The 16,667-nt window shown below is 59.3% G+C and carries 15 protein-coding genes; 3 read left to right on the top strand and 12 right to left on the bottom strand.

Translation table 11 applies throughout. From position 1 onward, the window contains the following. The first annotated feature begins 114 nt into the window (after positions 1–114). The gene (locus NH344_RS06055) at positions 115–309 is read left to right on the top strand and encodes a cell division protein ZapB (RefSeq protein ID WP_074211065.1); all 195 of its coding nucleotides are present in this window, start codon (positions 115–117) and stop codon (positions 307–309) included. Here NH344_RS06055 and rimI read toward each other — a convergent pair. The 8 genes from rimI to NH344_RS06095 form a co-directional block, all read right to left on the bottom strand. After that, on the bottom strand, positions 306–752 hold the full coding sequence (rimI, locus tag NH344_RS06060) for a ribosomal protein S18-alanine N-acetyltransferase (protein WP_253027645.1): 447 nt from the start codon (positions 750–752) through the stop codon (positions 306–308). The genes NH344_RS06055 and rimI overlap by 4 nt on opposite strands. Further along, a complete protein-coding gene (locus NH344_RS06065) occupies positions 749–1,552 on the bottom strand; it encodes a hypothetical protein (RefSeq protein WP_074211067.1) in 804 nt (267 codons plus the stop codon). The genes rimI and NH344_RS06065 overlap by 4 nt, the downstream gene beginning before the upstream one ends. Further along, positions 1,549–1,857: a BolA/IbaG family iron-sulfur metabolism protein gene (locus NH344_RS06070; protein WP_058579703.1), complete on the bottom strand. Its 309-nt coding sequence runs from the start codon at positions 1,855–1,857 to the stop codon at positions 1,549–1,551. Before NH344_RS06070 ends, NH344_RS06065 begins: the two co-directional genes overlap by 4 nt. A gap of 40 nt (positions 1,858–1,897) precedes the next feature. Beyond that, positions 1,898–3,301 carry an MFS transporter gene (locus NH344_RS06075; protein WP_253027646.1) on the bottom strand — a complete coding sequence of 468 codons (1,404 nt, stop codon included), beginning with the start codon at positions 3,299–3,301 and terminating at the stop codon, positions 1,898–1,900. Positions 3,302–3,389: 88 nt separating this feature from the next. Next, positions 3,390–3,776: a hypothetical protein gene (locus NH344_RS06080; RefSeq protein ID WP_044629610.1), complete on the bottom strand. Its 387-nt coding sequence runs from the start codon at positions 3,774–3,776 to the stop codon at positions 3,390–3,392. Positions 3,777–3,865: 89 nt separating this feature from the next. Then, a complete protein-coding gene (gene lysS, locus NH344_RS06085) occupies positions 3,866–5,377 on the bottom strand; it encodes a lysine--tRNA ligase (RefSeq protein WP_253027647.1) in 1,512 nt (503 codons plus the stop codon). Positions 5,378–5,411: 34 nt separating this feature from the next. Next, positions 5,412–6,510, bottom strand: a protein-coding gene (gene prfB, locus NH344_RS06090; RefSeq protein ID WP_366072497.1) for a peptide chain release factor 2 whose coding sequence is annotated in 2 segments (ribosomal slippage) — positions 5,412–6,434 and positions 6,436–6,510 — 1,098 coding nt in all. Because the reading frame shifts where the segments join, the coding sequence is not laid out codon by codon here. A gap of 262 nt (positions 6,511–6,772) precedes the next feature. Continuing rightward, positions 6,773–8,116, bottom strand: a complete 1,344-nt coding sequence (locus NH344_RS06095) for an outer membrane protein transport protein (RefSeq protein WP_253027648.1) — start codon at positions 8,114–8,116, stop codon at positions 6,773–6,775. Positions 8,117–8,383: 267 nt separating this feature from the next. Between NH344_RS06095 and NH344_RS06100 the strand changes: the two genes are divergently transcribed. After that, positions 8,384–8,830: a MerR family DNA-binding protein gene (locus NH344_RS06100; RefSeq protein ID WP_230834951.1), complete on the top strand. Its 447-nt coding sequence runs from the start codon at positions 8,384–8,386 to the stop codon at positions 8,828–8,830. Continuing rightward, entirely contained in the window at positions 8,803–11,316 is a 2,514-nt protein-coding gene (locus NH344_RS06105) for a heavy metal translocating P-type ATPase (protein ID WP_253027649.1), read from the top strand. The genes NH344_RS06100 and NH344_RS06105 overlap by 28 nt, the downstream gene beginning before the upstream one ends. An 88-nt stretch (positions 11,317–11,404) precedes the next feature. Here NH344_RS06105 and NH344_RS06110 read toward each other — a convergent pair whose 3' ends face one another. From NH344_RS06110 to NH344_RS06125, 4 genes are all read right to left on the bottom strand, one after another. Continuing rightward, positions 11,405–12,022 (bottom strand): YitT family protein, encoded by a 618-nt coding sequence (locus tag NH344_RS06110; protein ID WP_253027650.1) that lies wholly within the window; start codon positions 12,020–12,022, stop codon positions 11,405–11,407. Between the two features lie 70 nt (positions 12,023–12,092). After that, complete coding sequence (locus tag NH344_RS06115) at positions 12,093–13,889, bottom strand: DHHA1 domain-containing protein (protein ID WP_253027651.1); 1,797 nt, start codon at positions 13,887–13,889, stop codon at positions 12,093–12,095. A gap of 6 nt (positions 13,890–13,895) precedes the next feature. After that, positions 13,896–15,284, bottom strand: a complete 1,389-nt coding sequence (gene thrC / locus NH344_RS06120) for a threonine synthase (RefSeq protein ID WP_062359476.1) — start codon at positions 15,282–15,284, stop codon at positions 13,896–13,898. A gap of 3 nt (positions 15,285–15,287) precedes the next feature. After that, positions 15,288–16,604: a homoserine dehydrogenase gene (locus NH344_RS06125; protein ID WP_044629618.1), complete on the bottom strand. Its 1,317-nt coding sequence runs from the start codon at positions 16,602–16,604 to the stop codon at positions 15,288–15,290. Between the last annotated feature and the right edge of the window lie 63 nt (positions 16,605–16,667).

Genomic DNA, 16,667 nt, shown 5'->3' on the forward strand with positions numbered 1-16,667 from the left:
CGCTTGCCGCCAACTGACAGCAGCGTTACGCTCGCTCGATTGAGTCACACATTGATGGCCCATTTTATTTCATGACGATAGGCAACCGCCTGTCGTCCGTTACTGGAGGTAGGCATGAGCCTTGAGCTTTTTAATCAGTTAGAACAGAAAATCACCGACACTGTTGAGGCGTTGGAGATGATGAAGCTGGAAAACGAAGAGCTGCGTAACGAAAATGCGCAGTTAAAACAAGAGCGCGAAGAGTGGGAGCGCCGTTTGCAGGGTGTGCTCAGCAAGTTCGACGGTATGGATGACAGCAGCGCGTCTTAAGCCAACGGCCGCGACATTAATAGTGCATCCTCACGCCCGGTCGTGCCCTTTACGGCCGGGTAGTAGCCCTTTCGACAACCATCTTCGCCAAACCCCGCCTGCTGATACAGCGCAATCGCCCGCTGATTTCCAGCACGCACTTCCAACAGCAGCCGCTCAGCTTGCCACTGCTTCGCCACCGCGACCACTTTGTTAAGCAGCCGCTTGCCTATGCCTTGCCCTTGGCAATCGGGTAGTACACCAATCGCCTGTAGCTCAGCGTCAAACGGCAACTTCGCCACCAACGCATAACCCATTAGCACGTCGTCCTGCCAATAGCCCACTACCCAGGCCTGCTCATCAGCCAGCGCTTCATCTAACTGCTGGGGGCTTGCCCCGCTGTGCGCGGCGGCTTCTAAGGTATGTAGCGGCACTCGATGCGCAGCGTTTAACCGGCAGATCACTCGGCACTCCACTGCTGCCCTAAGGCCACCAAACGCGGCCATAGCGCGCGTTTAGCACTGGCCTGCTGAGTGAGCACGGCCAGCGACGGGCCTTGCCACACAGGAAGTGCGAGCGTTTGGCTCTGCCCGTCGGTAAGCGCCATGACTCGAGCAAGGTCAGTAGCCGTCTCCTCTGCGCCCCACCAGAGCACTTGCTCTAACTGCCAGCCTTGTCGGCTCGCGGCCCCAGCAACAAACGCTGCCACACCCTCCTGAGCTTCCTCAAGCGGCTCTTCCGGCGCAAAGGCTGTGGCCATGGGCGGCCATTTGAAGTAGGTCACTGTTGGCAGTTCGCCGCGTAACACACCAGCCGCCCGCAGCATATTGGCAAGCAACTGCTGTTCAACCGGAGACATTTCCCCTTCACATACGCTAAGCCAACGTCCTCCCACACAAGCACAGGAGAGACTAAAGCTCAGCGGCTTGGTGGGTTGCGCAGGCGGCACTCTGGGTTCTGGTACCGGGCTCGCCTCCGGGGTGGGTGCCGAGGCAGGCGAATGGCCTAAGAGCGCCTTGACCGCCGAGGGCGATGCCACTGGGGAAGTGTTGCCTTGCTCGGCAGCGGCAGGCTGGCTACGTGGTCGCGGTGCTGGTGCATCATCCAGCAGCGCATGCAACCGCTCCCGTGGTGGTTTTTTGGTCGGTGTTTCTTCCCACTCGCAGGCTTCCGTCGGGCGGGCGTTGGGCAGCTGGTAGCGGCATGCCCAGGCGGTAATACCCATAGCATCCAGGTAGTGCCGACGAACAACCTCCGGGGTCACTGGCCGCCGCCACGGCAGCTGGGGGAGTTCGGGCGCTCGCTGCCCCGTGCCTGCCACTCTTTGGGGGTGTAGAGGTGCAGCGCCAGGGCGTGCACCGGGCCAGAGAGCTCATCCGCCAACAGGGCATAAATTTGTTGGTGGCGCTTGACCGGCATCATGCCATCGAAGCTATCGCTTACCAGCGTCACTTTGAAGTGAGTTTCAGAGTTGGCCGGCACGTTATGCATATGGCTTTCGTTTTCGACCTGCAGCACGTCAGGGGTTAAGGCCGCCAACTTCTGCTCAATTTGTGTCTGTATCGCCATGGGACTCTCCTTCAGTCAGCAACTGGCTTATTGTACGCCCTTACTTTCCAACAGACGATGCCCGCCGCTCATCCAGCGCCCGCTGGGCGAGCGATACCCGCGACAGGCTCGCCAGCAGTGCCAGCACGGTAGTGCCCGCACCTAGCCAGAGCGTGACCTGAATTGGCGAGCCCAGTGCCAGCGCCGCTCCTACCAGTGCGACACCAAACGACTGCCCCACCGTGCGTGTGGTACTCATCACCCCAGACACGTTGGCACTGCGCTCCGGCGGTAGGCTGCCCATCATTTCGCGGTTATTCGGCGGCTGGAAAAGTCCAAACCCAATACCACACAGCGCCGTGCGCCACAGGCTGCCCGCCACGCCGGTGCTCTCATCCACCAGCGCCAGCGCGACTAGGCCAATAATCAGTAGCATCAGCCCGGTACTAGATAGCAGGCTGGGATTAACTCGATCCGCCAACCGCCCCGCCAACGGCCCCACTAGCATGATCGCCAGGGGCCACGGCGTGAATAGCCAAGCGGTTTCTAGTGGCGAAAAGCCCATCTGTTCTTGATAGAAAAACGATAGCGCTACAAAGGTGAGTCCCTGCCCAATAAACGCTAATCCCGAGGCGGAAACCGCCAGCGTGAAGCGCTTTTCAGCAAACACGCTCAGCGGCAGCAGTGGATAAGGAGCGCGCTGCTGGCGCCGGATAAATAGAGTACACGCGGCTACTGCCAACATGGCCCAACCGCCGCTTTGCCAGATAGGCGCAGCGTGACCAACGGCGTCCATAGCGACAAAGAAGCTCGCCAGCATCAGCATCGAGTAAAGCGCCCCCAGCGTATCGAAGCCACCTTGCCGCGGGGTCTCTTTCGGCAGCGCTCGGCGGGCCAGCCAGAGCGAGCAGAGCCCTAGCGGCACGTTGAGCGCGAACAGCCATGGCCAGTCCGCGAACGAGAGAATGACGCCACTGAGGGTAGGGCCTGCGGCATAACCACCCGCTACCACTAGAGCACTTAGACCGAGCGCGCTGCCTAACAAGCGGGATGGAAAAATAGCCCGATAGAGGGACGGCCCAATAGAAAGGGTCGCAGCTGCCCCAAGGCCTTGGAAGGCGCGAAACACTAGCAATGTTTCTAAATTACGCGACAGTGCCGCCCCTAGTGCTGCTACCACAAACGTCCCAAGGCCAAACAAGTAGAGCCGCCTGCGAGTAATGAGCTCGCTGATGCCCGCAAATACCAGTAAGAACGCAGCACACACGACCTGGAACAGGTTAGTAATCCATACTGCCCTGGAGGCCGGCACATTCAGATCGGCAGCAATGGTGGGCAGGGCCAGGTTGATCATGGTGGTATCGACCACCGCCATCAACGTACCGGTGACCAGCGCCAGCACGGCGAGCAGGCGCTCAGGCCCCGGCAGCCCATCATCGCCAGGGCGAGTTTCAAGCAGTCGCATGGTAATGAATTCCTAAACAGACCCCTTACAAACGGCGAAACCGGCCGAAGCCGGTTTCACTGTGCGCTTACGCTAAAATAGTAGCACGCTAATCTTGTTCGTTGTCGAGCAGCAGCGCGTCGTCAACATCCGAGATTTCCAGGGCGGTTTCGTCGTCCAGGTCAATGGCTAAGTAGCTGTGCTCAACGCGCAGGAATTCCTGAAACAGCGACCAATCTAATTTTTCTGGCCACTGGCGCTCATCCTCTTCCCAGGCGCGTAGCTCGGTCTCCAGGATTTCTACGTGACGCTCGCGGACAAACGTCTCTAACGCCTCAGGGGTATCCATCTCGGGGATCAGGTATACCGTACTTTCACGTTCGACGTCGTCCAGGGTCAGGTCGTCGTCTCCCATGGTGGGTTCGAGCGCATTGATCCAGTCCACGAAGGTCTGGGTCGGCCTGACGCTCAGGGCAGAGCGATTTAGCAGTTTCATGGGATTCTCCTCGCCGTCGAAACGTTGACCATTATGGGCGCTAAATCGCGCCCTTACCAACTTTTCGTCCGCTAGCGCCTGGTTGAGCGTTAATCCACCTCGGGGCGCATGGCCGGGAATAGCAGTACATCACGAATGGAGGGGCTGTCGGTAAACAGCATTACCAAACGGTCAATGCCGATGCCCTCGCCCGCCGTGGGCGGCAGGCCGTACTCCAGCGCGCGCACGTAGTCGGCGTCATAGTACATGGCTTCCAGATCACCGGCGTCTTTCTCGGCGGCCTGTTCACGGAAACGCTCTGCCTGATCTTCGGCGTCGTTCAGCTCCGAGAAGCCGTTGGCGATCTCGCGACCACCGACGAAGAACTCAAAGCGGTCGGTCACGAAGGGGTTGGCATCGTTACGACGCGCCAGCGGGCTAACTTCTGCCGGATATTCAGTGATGAACGTGGGCTGGTCCAGTTTGTGTTCCGCCACTTCTTCAAAGATCTCGGTTTGAACTTTACCCAGGCCCCAGCTCTCTTTGACCTTGATGCCCAGTTTTTCCGCCGCAACGCGAGCAGCATCTAGGGTATCTAGGTCGGCATCGGTGATGCCGTCGCCGTGATCCAGAATCGCTTGGCGCAGGGTGAGACGCTTGAAGGGCTGACCAAAATCGTAGCTGGCCCCCTGGTAAGTAATCGTGGTGGTGCCCAGCACTTCCTGAGCTGCCGTGCGCAGCATGGCTTCGGTCATGTCCAGCAGGTCGCGGTAATCCGCGTAGGCCCAGTAGAACTCCACCATGGTGAACTCAGGGTTGTGCCGCGTGGACAAGCCTTCGTTACGGAAGTTGCGGTTGATCTCGAACACTTTCTCGAAACCACCCACCACCAGGCGCTTCAGGTAAAGCTCCGGCGCAATACGCAGGTACATATCGATATCCAGCGCATTGTGGTGAGTAATAAACGGGCGCGCCGCCGCGCCGCCGGGGATCGGCTGCAGCATCGGCGTTTCCACTTCCATGAAGCCACGGGCTTCGAAGAAACGGCGCATGGAGCTGATCACCGCCGCACGGGTTTCGAACACCTTACGCGACTGCGGGTTCATGATCAGATCCACGTAACGCTGACGATAGCGAGCTTCTTGATCGGTCAGGCCGTGGAACTTATCCGGCAGCGGGCGCAAGCTCTTGGTCAGCAGCTGCGCCTCGACCATCATCACGTACAAGTCGCCTTTACCCGACTTATGCACCGGCCCACGGGCGGCGACGATATCGCCGATATCCCAGCCTTTGATGTCTTCCAGAACGTCTTCCGGCAGCCCCTTTTTATCCACGTAGAGCTGGATCTGGCCCGCCACGTCCTGAATCACGATAAAAGGACCGCGTTTGCGCATCACGCGACCGGCCACCGACGCTTGGTGGTCCAGCGCTTCCAGCTCGGCTTTGTCTTTATCACCCAGCAGGTTGTGCAGCTCGACGGTGAGGCTGTCGCGGCGGAAATCGTTCGGGAAAGCGCTCTTGCCCTGCTCGGCCGCTCGCTCACGGCGGGCCGCCAGCTTGGCACGGCGCTCGGCGATCAGGTGATTTTCGTTATCGAGAGAAGACGCGTCTTGGTTAGCCATCGGGCACCCTATTTCTGTTCAAACGCTAAAAAGATTACAAACCCTGCTTCAGGCTGGCGACGATAAACTGATCTAAATCCCCGTCGAGCACCTTGTCGCAGTTGCTGGACTGAACGCCGGTACGCAGGTCTTTAATGCGCTGATCATCCAGTACGTAAGAGCGAATTTGGCTGCCCCAACCGATATCGGCTTTGGAGTCTTCCGCTTCCTGCTTGGCCGCATTGCGCTTTTGCATCTCGTGTTCCCACAGCTTCGCCTTCAACTGCTTCATGGCGAAATCGCGGTTAGCGTGCTGGCTACGCTGGCTCTGGCACGCCACCACAATTCCGGTGGGTTCGTGGGTAATCCGTACCGCGGAGTCGGTGGTGTTGACGTGCTGACCACCCGCACCGCTGGAACGATAGGTATCGACACGCAGATCCGATGGATTGATCTCGACCTCGAAGCTGTCGTCGATTTCTGGCGACACAAAGACGGAGGCAAACGAGGTGTGGCGACGGCCACCGGAGTCGAACGGGCTTTTGCGCACTAAGCGGTGAACGCCGGTTTCCGTGCGTAGCCAGCCAAAGGCGTGGTCGCCCTGGATATGCAGCGACGCCGATTTGATGCCCGCCACTTCGCCTGGGGAAATTTCGATGATCTCGGTTTTGAAGCCGTGGCTCTCTGCCCAGCGCAGGTACATACGCAGCAAAATATTGGCCCAGTCCTGGGCTTCGGTGCCACCGGACCCCGATTGAATATCCAGGTAGGCGTTGTTCTCGTCCATTTCTCCCGAGAACATACGGCGAAACTCAAGCTTTTCCAGAGCGCCCTGCAGGCCACCCAGCTCTTTACGCACTTCCTCAACGGTGGCTTCATCCTCTTCCATTTCGGCGAGTTCTAACAGGTCGCGGCTATCCGCGAGGCCCTGGTCTAGCTCGTCGATGGTCGCCACAATCGCTTCAAGGGAGGCGCGCTCTTTACCCAGCTTCTGGGCGTAGTCTGGGTCGTTCCAAACATTGGGATCTTCAAGTTCGCGGGACACTTCTTCTAGCCGATCTTTACGCTCGGCATAGTCAAAGATACCCCCTAAGAACGTCTGTCCGCTCAGACAGGTCCTTGATCTGGTTATGAATCGGGTTGGTTTCCAACATGGATCACTCTAGCCTTGGTCAGTAAATAGCGGGGTCTCACGCGCGTTAAAACGCAGCTTAAAAGAGACAGGCGCCGCTGGGGCAGCTCATGGTTTGGTGCTAAACACCTCCCCGAGCTATCCCAGCGGCGAAATTCTGGCAAGCATTGTAACGAAACCCAGCGCCCACCGCACCCACCCTAGGCGGCGTTCGCCACGTAAAAAACCCGGCCGAGGCCGGGTCAGTAGGTCACGAAAATCGAACAGTAAGCGCGAACCGCGGATCAGAACCGATAGGTCAGCTGGGCACCGAAACCATGGGCTTCGTTTTTGTAGTCACCAGAGTAGTTAGAGGTAACACTAGGTATGCCCTGTTGCTCTACAAGCGGATCTGTTTTGGACTGATCAACAGATGTGCCACGCTCTGTCAGATAAGAGTACGCAAAGTCTAATGTAAGATCAGGTGTTGGGCTCCAGCCTGCGCCAATTGAGAAGATACGGCGGTCGTCTGAAGGAATACGCACGCTACGGGTGGCATCCTGGGTTGGCGTGAAGTCCAGCGTTACACCAGCACGCAGTGCCAGTGCAGGCGTTAGCTGATACTCACCACCCGTTGAAAAGGCCCAAGCGTTTGAGTAGTTCTGCTGCTCGTTAGTAATCACATCACGCTCTACGCCACTCACGAGAATCTGATCAAACCGGCTCCAGCGCGCCCAGGAAGCACCGAACATAAGCTTAAGGTCGTCACTCATTTGCTGGGTGAGCGAGAAGTTGACCGTTTCAGGTGTGGTTAGATCTAAAGAGGCATCATCTGTAATGGTGCCTATACCTAACTCATCAAGTACAGGAGAGCTTGCGGTAAAGTCACCTTCGAGCGTGTAGTCAACCTTTGAACGGTAAGTTAAACCAAAGGTTGTTTCCGGCACAGGCTGATAAATCACCCCCAGGTTATAGCCCCAGGCTTCATCATCACCCTCCACCCGCGAATCCACTTCGGTCAGGCCAAGCGGCGTTACTGTCGGCACTTGGCGGTGCAGTTCGCCATTCACACGGTTATAAGTAATACCAACGCCCACGCCCCACTGCTCATTAAAACGGTAGGAAACAGTAGGTTGAGCACTAATGACTCGCACCTCGGTGTAGTTGCCTTGGTTACGCCCCATAAAGCCATCTTCATAGTCGGTTTTCGAACCAAAAGGAGCGTAAACACCAAAACCAAACGCCAGCTGTTCATTAACAGGATGTGCATAAAAAGCGAACGGAATTAGCGTTCCTGGCACCATATCACCATCGTTGGTACCTGAGACAGGAAGTGTATCTGTCATACCCCCGGTTGCTTGCGCAATAGCAGGGCTACTTTGCGATGCCTGTGCATTAGAGATAGAGCTATTTACATTTAGGTACGTCCCGCCTGCCGTAATTTGGGCACGGTCAAGGAACGACATACCTGCCGGGTTACCGAATACAATCGTAGCATCGTGTACGTTTGAGCTACGTCCCGCATGGCCATACCCCTGCCCACTGACGCTCTGCTCGTTAATCTGATATCCGCCTGCGTTAGCTTGGCTTGCAAAGGTAACTGCTGCAACCGCGGCCGCTAGGGTTACTTTCTTGAAGTTATTATGCATTGTGGGCCTCTCTTCCTATGATCCGGCGGACTCAGCCATCCACCTGCGTCGTTATTACACCTCAGTTTTCGCCCAATGACGGGTTCGGTTCAAGTGCAAACGAGCGTTTTATTTTGTTTTTTGCTTATACATTAGTCGCACGACCGTTTTAAATCAGTGTTTTAGTTATTTTGACTGATGCTGACGCGCACGCTTGACCTATGGGTTACCCATAGGTTTTACACTATTTTAAATAACATTAGATGGCGACCTGGGAGAAAAACAGTGCTGAACGACTTAAAAGTGGGCGAACTTGCCAAACGTGGCAACGTGACCGCTGAGACCGTTCGCCATTACACGCGCGAAGGACTGCTCTCGCCCACACGCCACCCTGATAATGGCTACCAACTTTTTTCAGCTACCGACCTTGAGCGGCTGCACTTTATTCAGCGGGCGCGAAAGCTGGGCTTTAGCGTGGCGGAGATCCGCGACATCCTGGCCCATGCCGACCAAGGCGACTCCCCCTGCCCGCTGGTACGCGACCTGCTTGCCCACCGGCTGCCGCAAATACGCGCACGGATTGCCGAACTGGAAGCGCTCGCCCAGCGAATGGAGCAGGCGCTGGAGAGCTGGCAAGACATGCCCGATGGCACCCCCGACGGCCATAGCCTGTGCCGCTTAATCGAAAGTTTTCCTGAGGAGGCCCCATGCAGCACGACACCGAGCAAACCGTGATGCTGATACGCACCGTGCCGGGTATGAACTGCCAGGGCTGCGTTAAGCGCATGCGTGAGGCGATTCAAGCCCAGGACCCGGCCGCCCAAGTGGAAGGGTTTCCTGCAGAAAAGCGTCTGGAAGTGACCAGCTCCCTCGACGATCAAGCGCTGGATAGTGCGCTCAACGAAGCGGGCTACCCACCCAGTGACGACGCGAGTGACGCACCACACCCCGACGCACCTGAACCCGCTGAATCGCAGAGCGCTCCCGTGGATGCGCCCCAACTGCGCCTGCTGATTAGCGGTATGACCTGTGCGGGCTGCGTGAAAAGCGTTGAGAAGGCGCTGGCCAACACGCCTGGAGTGAACAGCGCCTCGGTGAATTTCGGCACGCACACTGCCCAAGTTACAGGCAGTGCAACGCCTGATGCGCTAATGGCCTCCGTTGCTGAGGCGGGCTATCGCGCCGAACCGATTGTGGATATGCGTGAAGCCGAGCGCACTCGCGAGGCTCAAGAAGCCGTTACCTACCGCCAGCGCCTCAAGGGCAGCATTCTATCGCTTGCCCTTGCGATCCCACTGATGCTGAGCATGTTCTTTTACCATCCACACCCCATGGGCGCCGGCCGCTTGTATTGGCTGGTGATTGGCCTGCTGACGCTGGCTATTTTGGCCTTTCCTGGGCGGCACTTTTTCACCAACGCTTGGAAACAACTCAAGCACCACCAAGCCAACATGGACACCCTGGTGGCGATGGGCACCGGCACCGCCTGGCTCTACTCCATGATGGTAGTGCTCTTCGCCCCCTGGTTGCCGGAGGTGGCTCAGGGCATCTATTTTGAAGCGTCGGCCATGGTGGTCGGGCTTATTCTGCTGGGCAACGCCATGGAGCTACGCGCCCGAGGCCGCACCAGCAGCGCCCTTAAACGGCTGCTCGACCTGCAGGAGAAAACCGCCCGGGTGATACGCGACGGCGTTGAACAAGAAATCGCGGTGGACGATGTAGCGCTGGATGACCATATTCGCGTGCGCCCCGGTGAGCGGCTGCCGGTGGATGGCGTAGTGCTCGACGGCCAGAGCTATATCGATGAATCCATGCTTACCGGCGAACCGGTGCCCGTGCATAAAACAGCGGACGATGACGTAAGCGCGGGCACGGTGAACGGTAACGGTAGCTTGGTGTACCGCGCCACGCGCATCGGCCGCGATACCCGTTTGGGGCGCATTACCGAGCAGGTGGCCAGCGCACAAAACTCCCGCCCACCGATTGGCGAGCTGGCCGATACGATCTCAGGCATATTTGTACCCGCCGTGATGATTATTGCGGTGCTAACGGCCCTTGCCTGGTACAACCTCGGACCCGCTCCGGTGGCTATTCATATGCTGGTTACTGCTACTACCGTGCTAATTATCGCCTGCCCCTGCGCGCTGGGCTTGGCCACCCCGATCTCTACCATGATTGGCGTGGGCAAAGCCGCCGAGCATGGCGTGCTGGTGCGCAGCGGCGAAGCGCTGCAAACCGCTAGCCGTCTGACCACCCTGGTGGTGGACAAGACCGGCACGCTGACCGAAGGAAAGCCGCGTGTCACTGAGGCAACGGTGCTGCATAACGATAGCACCCAAGTACTGGCCTGGGTGGCCGCCCTAGAGAGCCGCTCGGAGCACCCCCTTGCCAAAGCGCTGACGGCCTACGCCGAAGAGCAAGGCGCCCGACCCGATGCGCTGGCTAGCTTTGATAGCGTGACCGGCGGCGGTGTTAAAGGCACCAGCCAAGCTAATGACACGCTGCTGCTAGGCAATGCGCGCTTATTGGAAGCGTCTGGCGTCGACCTTTCCCCAGCAGACGAGAGCATTCGCCAGCTGGAAGCCAAGGCGCGCTCGCTGGTCTATTTGGCCGTCAACGGCAAGCTGGCCGCCCTCTTCGGCGTTAGCGACCCGCTGCGCAAAGATGCCGCTGCCGCCGTGAAGCGCTTGCAGGATGATGGGTTAACCGTGGTGATGTTGACGGGCGATAACGAGCATACCGCTGCTGCGGTGGCCCGCGAGGTCGGCATTAGCGAGTTCAAGGCAGGTATGACGCCTGACGACAAGCACGCAGAAATTGAGCGCCGCCAAGCGGCAGGCGAAGTGGTCGGCATGGTGGGCGACGGTATTAACGACGCCCCCGCGCTGGCCCGGGCCAACGTGGGTTTTGCCATTGGCCAGGGTACCGATATCGCCATGGAGAGCGCCGGTATTACGCTGATGCGCGGCTCACTACACGGCGTGGCCACGGCGATTGAACTGAGCCGTGCCACGCTCTCTAACATCAAGCAGAACCTGATCGGCGCGTTTGGCTATAACGTGCTGTGCATCCCGATTGCCGCTGGCGTGCTCTACCCCATGACCGGCATGCTGCTGTCACCCATTATTGCGGGCGCGGCCATGTCGCTCTCCTCCATCACCGTGGTCAGCAACGCCAACCGCCTACGGTTATGGAAGCCCACCCAGCAGGAGGCCGTATGAGTTTACTGATCAACCTTGCGGGTATTGCCATCATTGGCTTGATCGTCTGGTGGTTTTGGCTTAACTAGCTGATTTTACGTCATCACGGCTAGCTCACCCCGATATAACGCCCTGGCTTGTGGTTCAGGGCGATGATCAAGTTGAGCATCAGCGCTCCCAGCACCGAGTAGCCTACACGGTCTAGCGGTAGCTGGGTGAGCGCCACCAGCAGGATCACGCCATCGATGCCGAGCTGCACATAGCCTGCCCGCAGGCCATGTTTATCCTGCAGGTAGAGGGCAAGAATGTTGATACCGCCGAGGCTGGTGCGGTGGCGAAACAGCATCAGCATGCCAATCCCCATCAATGCGCCGCCCATCAGTGCCGCGTAGAGCGACGGCACGTTGGCAAATTCGACCCACCCCTGAGTAAGCTCGGAGAACAGCGAGACCAAGCCAATGGCGACAAAGGTGCGCAGCGTAAAGCTCCACCCCATGCGTTTGATCGCCAGATAGTAAAACGGCAGGTTGATGGCAAAAAACCACACGCCAAATCCCCACCCGGTCAGGTAATTGAGCAGTAGCGCCATCCCTGCGGTACTGCCGGTGAGCAGCACCGCGTGGGTATAGAACGTCACCCCCAGCGCCACAAACAGCGTACCCAACAGCATCGCCATGATGTCTTCATAGGGCTTGTGGGGGTCTTTAGGCAGCTCTTCCATGCGCATGAGTGCGTCCTTTTTAGGATTATTAGAGCGGCCGCTTAAGCGGCCAAGGACGCGAGGATAGCGGAGAGCGTTAAACGGGGCTAGCGTGCTCCACCATCAGCTGCAGCGACTCGCGTCCCCGCCAGCGGTTACGATTGAGCTTGTACGCGCAGTGCAGCGTGTCGCCCACGCTAAACGAGGGCAACTCCCCCGGCGTAAGCGCGCGAAACCAGATCGCTTTGCGGGTCACCGCTCCCATGGAGAGTTCCATCATTAGGTGTGAACCCTCCGCCCCAACGGGGCGTAACGCCTCGACGATAAAGCGCCCTTCGAACAGCGGCGGATCGAACTCCCGCCCGTAGGGGCCCAAGGTCTCGATCTCTTCCAGCGTGGCCAACGAGAGCTGGGCAGTCGAGAGCTCGCCATCGGTCCACAGACGCGGGTAGAGCGGTGTATCGCCTAACTGCTCGCTCACCGCCTGCAAAAACGCCGTTTTGAAGGTATCGAGCTGCTCCCGCGGCACGCCGACGCCTGCGGCACCACTGTGCCCACCGAAGCGCGGCAGCGCCTCAGGAGCAAGCTCGAAGGTGCGCTGCAGGGCATCCCTTAGGTGCAGCCCCTCGATGGAGCGCCCGGAGCCGGTGAGCATATTGGGCGCGGCTGCCCGCGTCAGCACCACGGCTGGACGCCCGTAGGCCTGCACCAGCCGCGAGGCGACGATGCCCTGCACGCCGGGGTGGCCATCTTCCAGCAGCACCACGACGGCAGGCTCGTTGGCTTCCAAAGCAGGTGCGGCGAGCGCCCACGCCTCCTCGGCCATGTCCGCCTCAATCGCCTTGCGGGACTGGTTATCCTGGTCCAGCACCTCAAGCTGCCGGTTCGCGACGCCGTCGCTCTCGGCCAGCATGAAGTGCAGCGCCGCGTAGGGGTCGTCCAATCGCGAGCGAGCGTTGATTCTCGGCCCCATCTGAAACGCCAGTGTTTCGGCATTGAAGGGCACGCTGTCGGCCCCTAAGCGCGCGGCCATGGCTCGCCAGCAGGCGGCGTCCATGCGGTTGATTAGCGTCAGGCCATGGCTGACCACCGCCCGATTGGCGGGGCTTCCGCCTAGCGAGACGCAGTCCGCCACGGTGCCTAACGCCACGTAGGAGAGCCACGGTGAGAGCTTCGGCGTGGCCTCCGGCAATACGCCCCACTCCACCAGTACGCCGCGGGCGAGCGACATCAGCAGCCACGCCACCATGCAACCTGCAATGGTTTTATCCGGATAGTCGCAGTCGCTGCGAGTCGGGTTCACGCAGGCATACGCCGAGGGCGGCGGGCCTTCCAGGGGCAGCGCATGGTGGTCGCTGACCACCACATCGATACCGGCTGCTTTCAGCCGCGCAATGCGCGGCTCGTCAGAACTGCCGCAGTCGGCGGTAATCACCAGCGTGGGCAGCGGTTTTAAGCTCAGCGCTCGCTCCACCAGCGGCAGGCTGATGCCGTAGCCGTCGTGAATACGATGGCCAATCAAGCTGTGCAGCTTGTGCTCGGGCACACCAAATAGCTCGACCAGCGTACGCCGAATGACCACGTGGGAGGTGATGCCGTCCACATCATAGTCGGTCAAAATACCGATAGACTCGCCCTCGGCGACCGCTTGAGCAATGCGCTCCGCCGCACGACGGCCATCGGCGAGTTTTTCAGGATGCACGAGATAGCGCAGGCTCGGTGACACCAGCGGCGCAAGCTCCCCGGTATAGCCGGGCAGCCGCGAGGCCAACAGCCGCGCCTGCAGCTCGCTCAGTCCTTCTGACTGGGCACGTAAATAGACAGCCTCGTCCAGGGGACGAGGCTCTAGGCGGGGCTGGTTACTCTGCTGAGAAAGGGGTGACACCTGGGTCATATCACCTCAACGGCGGTTGTCAGCAACGAACTGCTGGACCGCGCTCAATTCTGCGGGCAACACCGTGTAGCGCTCTTCGCGCTCCAGCAGGTCGTCCATGTGGGTCGGCAGCGGTACGCCCTGGAAGCCCGCTTTCACCACTGCCTCGGCGAACTTCGCCGGGTGGGCGGTGGCCAGGGTGATCATCGGCGTGGAGGTATCCACACGCGCCCGCTCGGCCGCTCGGTAGCCGGTAGCCGTATGCGGATCAAGAATTTCCCCGGTGCGATGATGCGCTTCTCGAATCACTTCTAGAATCGTCTCGTCATCGACGCTGTAGCTGGCGAACTTCTCGCGCAGCTTGGCCAGCGGCGCATCGGCAAGCGCGGTGGGCGCTTGCTGGAAGCGCTCCAGCAGTGCGGCCACGGCGGCCCCGTCGCGGTCGTACGCATCGAACAGCAGGCGCTCGAAATTGGACGACACAACGATATCCATAGAGGGGGCCAGCGTGGCAGCCAGCTCCTTTTTGGAGAAGTCGTTGGCCGCCAGGGTACGATGCAGAATGTCGTTGGCATTGGTGGCAATGATGAACTGCTTCACCGGCAGCCCCATCTTGTAAGCCATATAGCCCGCAAAGACGTTGCCGAAGTTGGCCGAGGGCACGCAGAAGCTCACTTCCCGCTGGGGCGCACCCAAGGCCACGCCTGCGGCCACGTAGTAGACGATCTGGGCCATGATGCGCGCCCAGTTGATCGAATTCACTGCCACAAGCCGCGTGCCGTTCAAGAAGCCTTGATTGGCAAAGCTGGCCTTGACCATCGCCTGGGCATCATCGAAGTTGCCCTCAATGGCGATGTTGAAGACGTTATTCGCCAGCACCGAGGTCATCTGGCGACGCTGCACTTCGGAGACGCGGTTGTGGGGGTGCAGAATGAAAATATCGAGGTTGTCGCAGTGGCGGCAGCCTTCGATGGCCGCCGAGCCGGTGTCGCCAGAGGTGGCGCCCATGATCACCGCGCGTTCACCACGCTTTTTCAGGAAGTGATCCAGCAGTCGCCCCAACAGTTGCAGCGCCACGTCTTTAAACGCCAGCGTCGGGCCGTGGAACTGCTCTAACAGGAAGTGGCTGGCATCCAGCTGCTTTAACGGCACCACTGCGTCGTGGTTGAACGTGGCGTACGCCTCGGTCACCAAACGGCGGAAGGTCTCGTCGTCGATCTCACCATTGACGAACGGTTTCATCACCCGAAAGGCGATCTCGGCGTAGGAGAGCCCGGCCATGTCGGCCAGCTCTTCTTTGGAGAACTCAGGCAGCGTTTCCGGGACGTAGAGGCCGCCGTCGCTGGCCATACCGGTAAGCACCACCTCTTCGAAAGAGAGCGCGGGGGCTTGCCCACGCGTGCTGATATAGCGCATCGGTTACTCTCCTTCGTCCAGGCTTTCTACGCGAATACGCGTGACGGGGCCTGCAATATCCGCCATGGCTTCGATCTCGCGGATCGCTTCGTTCATCTGCTTCTCTTTGGTGCGATGCGTCAGCAGAATGATCGGTACCAGCTCGCCTTCGGTGGCCTCTTTCTGAATCAGCGCTTCAATGGAGATGCCCTGCTCGGCCAGAATGGTCGCTACACGGGCCAGCACACCGGGGCGGTCTACCGCCAGCAGGCGCAGGTAGTAAGCCGTGGTGATCTCTTCCATCGGCATAATCGGCAGCTGGCTCACGTCTTCGTCGATGCCGCTAAACGCCAGGTAAGGCACGCGGTAGTGGTGGTCGGTGGCGATGTCGCGGGCCACGTCCAGCAGATCCGCCACCACGGCAGACGCCGTTGGCTCAGCACCCGCACCCGCGCCGTAATACAGCGTGGGGCCAACCGCGTCGCCCATGACCGCAATGGCGTTTTTCACACCATGCACATTGGCCAGCAGGCGCTCTTTGGGAATCAACGTGGGGTGAACACGCAGCTCAAGGCCTTGATCGGTACGCTTGGAGATCCCCAGATGCTTGATGACGTAACCGAGGTTGTCGGCCTGCTCCACGTCTTCGGCAGTAATGCGGGAGATCCCTTCGGTGAAAGCTTTTTCAAACTGCAACGGCACGCCGTAGGCAATCGAGGCCAGGATGGTCAGCTTGTGGGCGGCATCGATGCCCTCCACATCGAACGTCGGGTCGGCTTCGGCATAGCCAAGCGCCTGGGCCTCGGCCAATACGTCTTCAAAGGCACGGCCTTCGTCGCGCATGTGAGTCAGAATGAAGTTACCGGTGCCGTTGATAATGCCCGCGACCCACTCGATACGGTTAGCACCCAGGCCTTCACGCAGCGATTTGATGACGGGAATCCCCCCCGCGACGGCGGCTTCAAAGGCAACGATCACGCCCTTTTCATGGGCCGCACGGAAAATCTCGTTACCGTGAACGGCGATCAGCGCCTTGTTGGCGGTGACCACGTGCTTGCCGTTGGCAATCGCGGTGAGCACCAGCTCGCGGGCAATATCGTATCCGCCAATCAGCTCGACCAGCACATCTACGTTGGGGTTGTTCGCCACCTCGAAGACATCGGATGTCGCGTTAATGCCGGTAATATCGCAGTCGGGATGAATACTGCGGTGGGCAACCTGCTCAATCACAATCGGGCGGCCTGCGCGGCGGCTAATATCATCCGCGTTGCGCGTTAATACGTTGAAGGTGCCGCCACCCACAGTGCCTAACCCACAAATGCCTACTCTTACCGGTTTCAAAATACTTCCCCTTTCGTGTTGGGCACCCGCGGGTGCCGCTTCTTAAATCAGTGTCTCAGCGTG

Source organism: Halomonas sp. Ps84H-12, from assembly GCF_024124725.1.
Taxonomy (GTDB): Bacteria; Pseudomonadota; Gammaproteobacteria; order Pseudomonadales; family Halomonadaceae; genus Vreelandella; species Vreelandella aquamarina.

Coding starts and splice junctions, on each gene's coding strand:
- NH344_RS06055 (WP_074211065.1), top strand. CDS start 115: ATGAGCCTTGAGCTTTTTAATCAGTTAGAACAGAAAATCACCGACACT.
- NH344_RS06070 (WP_058579703.1), bottom strand. CDS start 1,857: ATGGCGATACAGACACAAATTGAGCAGAAGTTGGCGGCCTTAACCCCT.
- NH344_RS06075 (WP_253027646.1), bottom strand. CDS start 3,301: ATGCGACTGCTTGAAACTCGCCCTGGCGATGATGGGCTGCCGGGGCCT.
- NH344_RS06080 (WP_044629610.1), bottom strand. CDS start 3,776: ATGAAACTGCTAAATCGCTCTGCCCTGAGCGTCAGGCCGACCCAGACC.
- lysS (WP_253027647.1), bottom strand. CDS start 5,377: ATGGCTAACCAAGACGCGTCTTCTCTCGATAACGAAAATCACCTGATC.
- NH344_RS06095 (WP_253027648.1), bottom strand. CDS start 8,116: ATGCATAATAACTTCAAGAAAGTAACCCTAGCGGCCGCGGTTGCAGCA.
- NH344_RS06105 (WP_253027649.1), top strand. CDS start 8,803: ATGCAGCACGACACCGAGCAAACCGTGATGCTGATACGCACCGTGCCG.
- NH344_RS06110 (WP_253027650.1), bottom strand. CDS start 12,022: ATGCGCATGGAAGAGCTGCCTAAAGACCCCCACAAGCCCTATGAAGAC.
- NH344_RS06115 (WP_253027651.1), bottom strand. CDS start 13,889: ATGACCCAGGTGTCACCCCTTTCTCAGCAGAGTAACCAGCCCCGCCTA.
- thrC (WP_062359476.1), bottom strand. CDS start 15,284: ATGCGCTATATCAGCACGCGTGGGCAAGCCCCCGCGCTCTCTTTCGAA.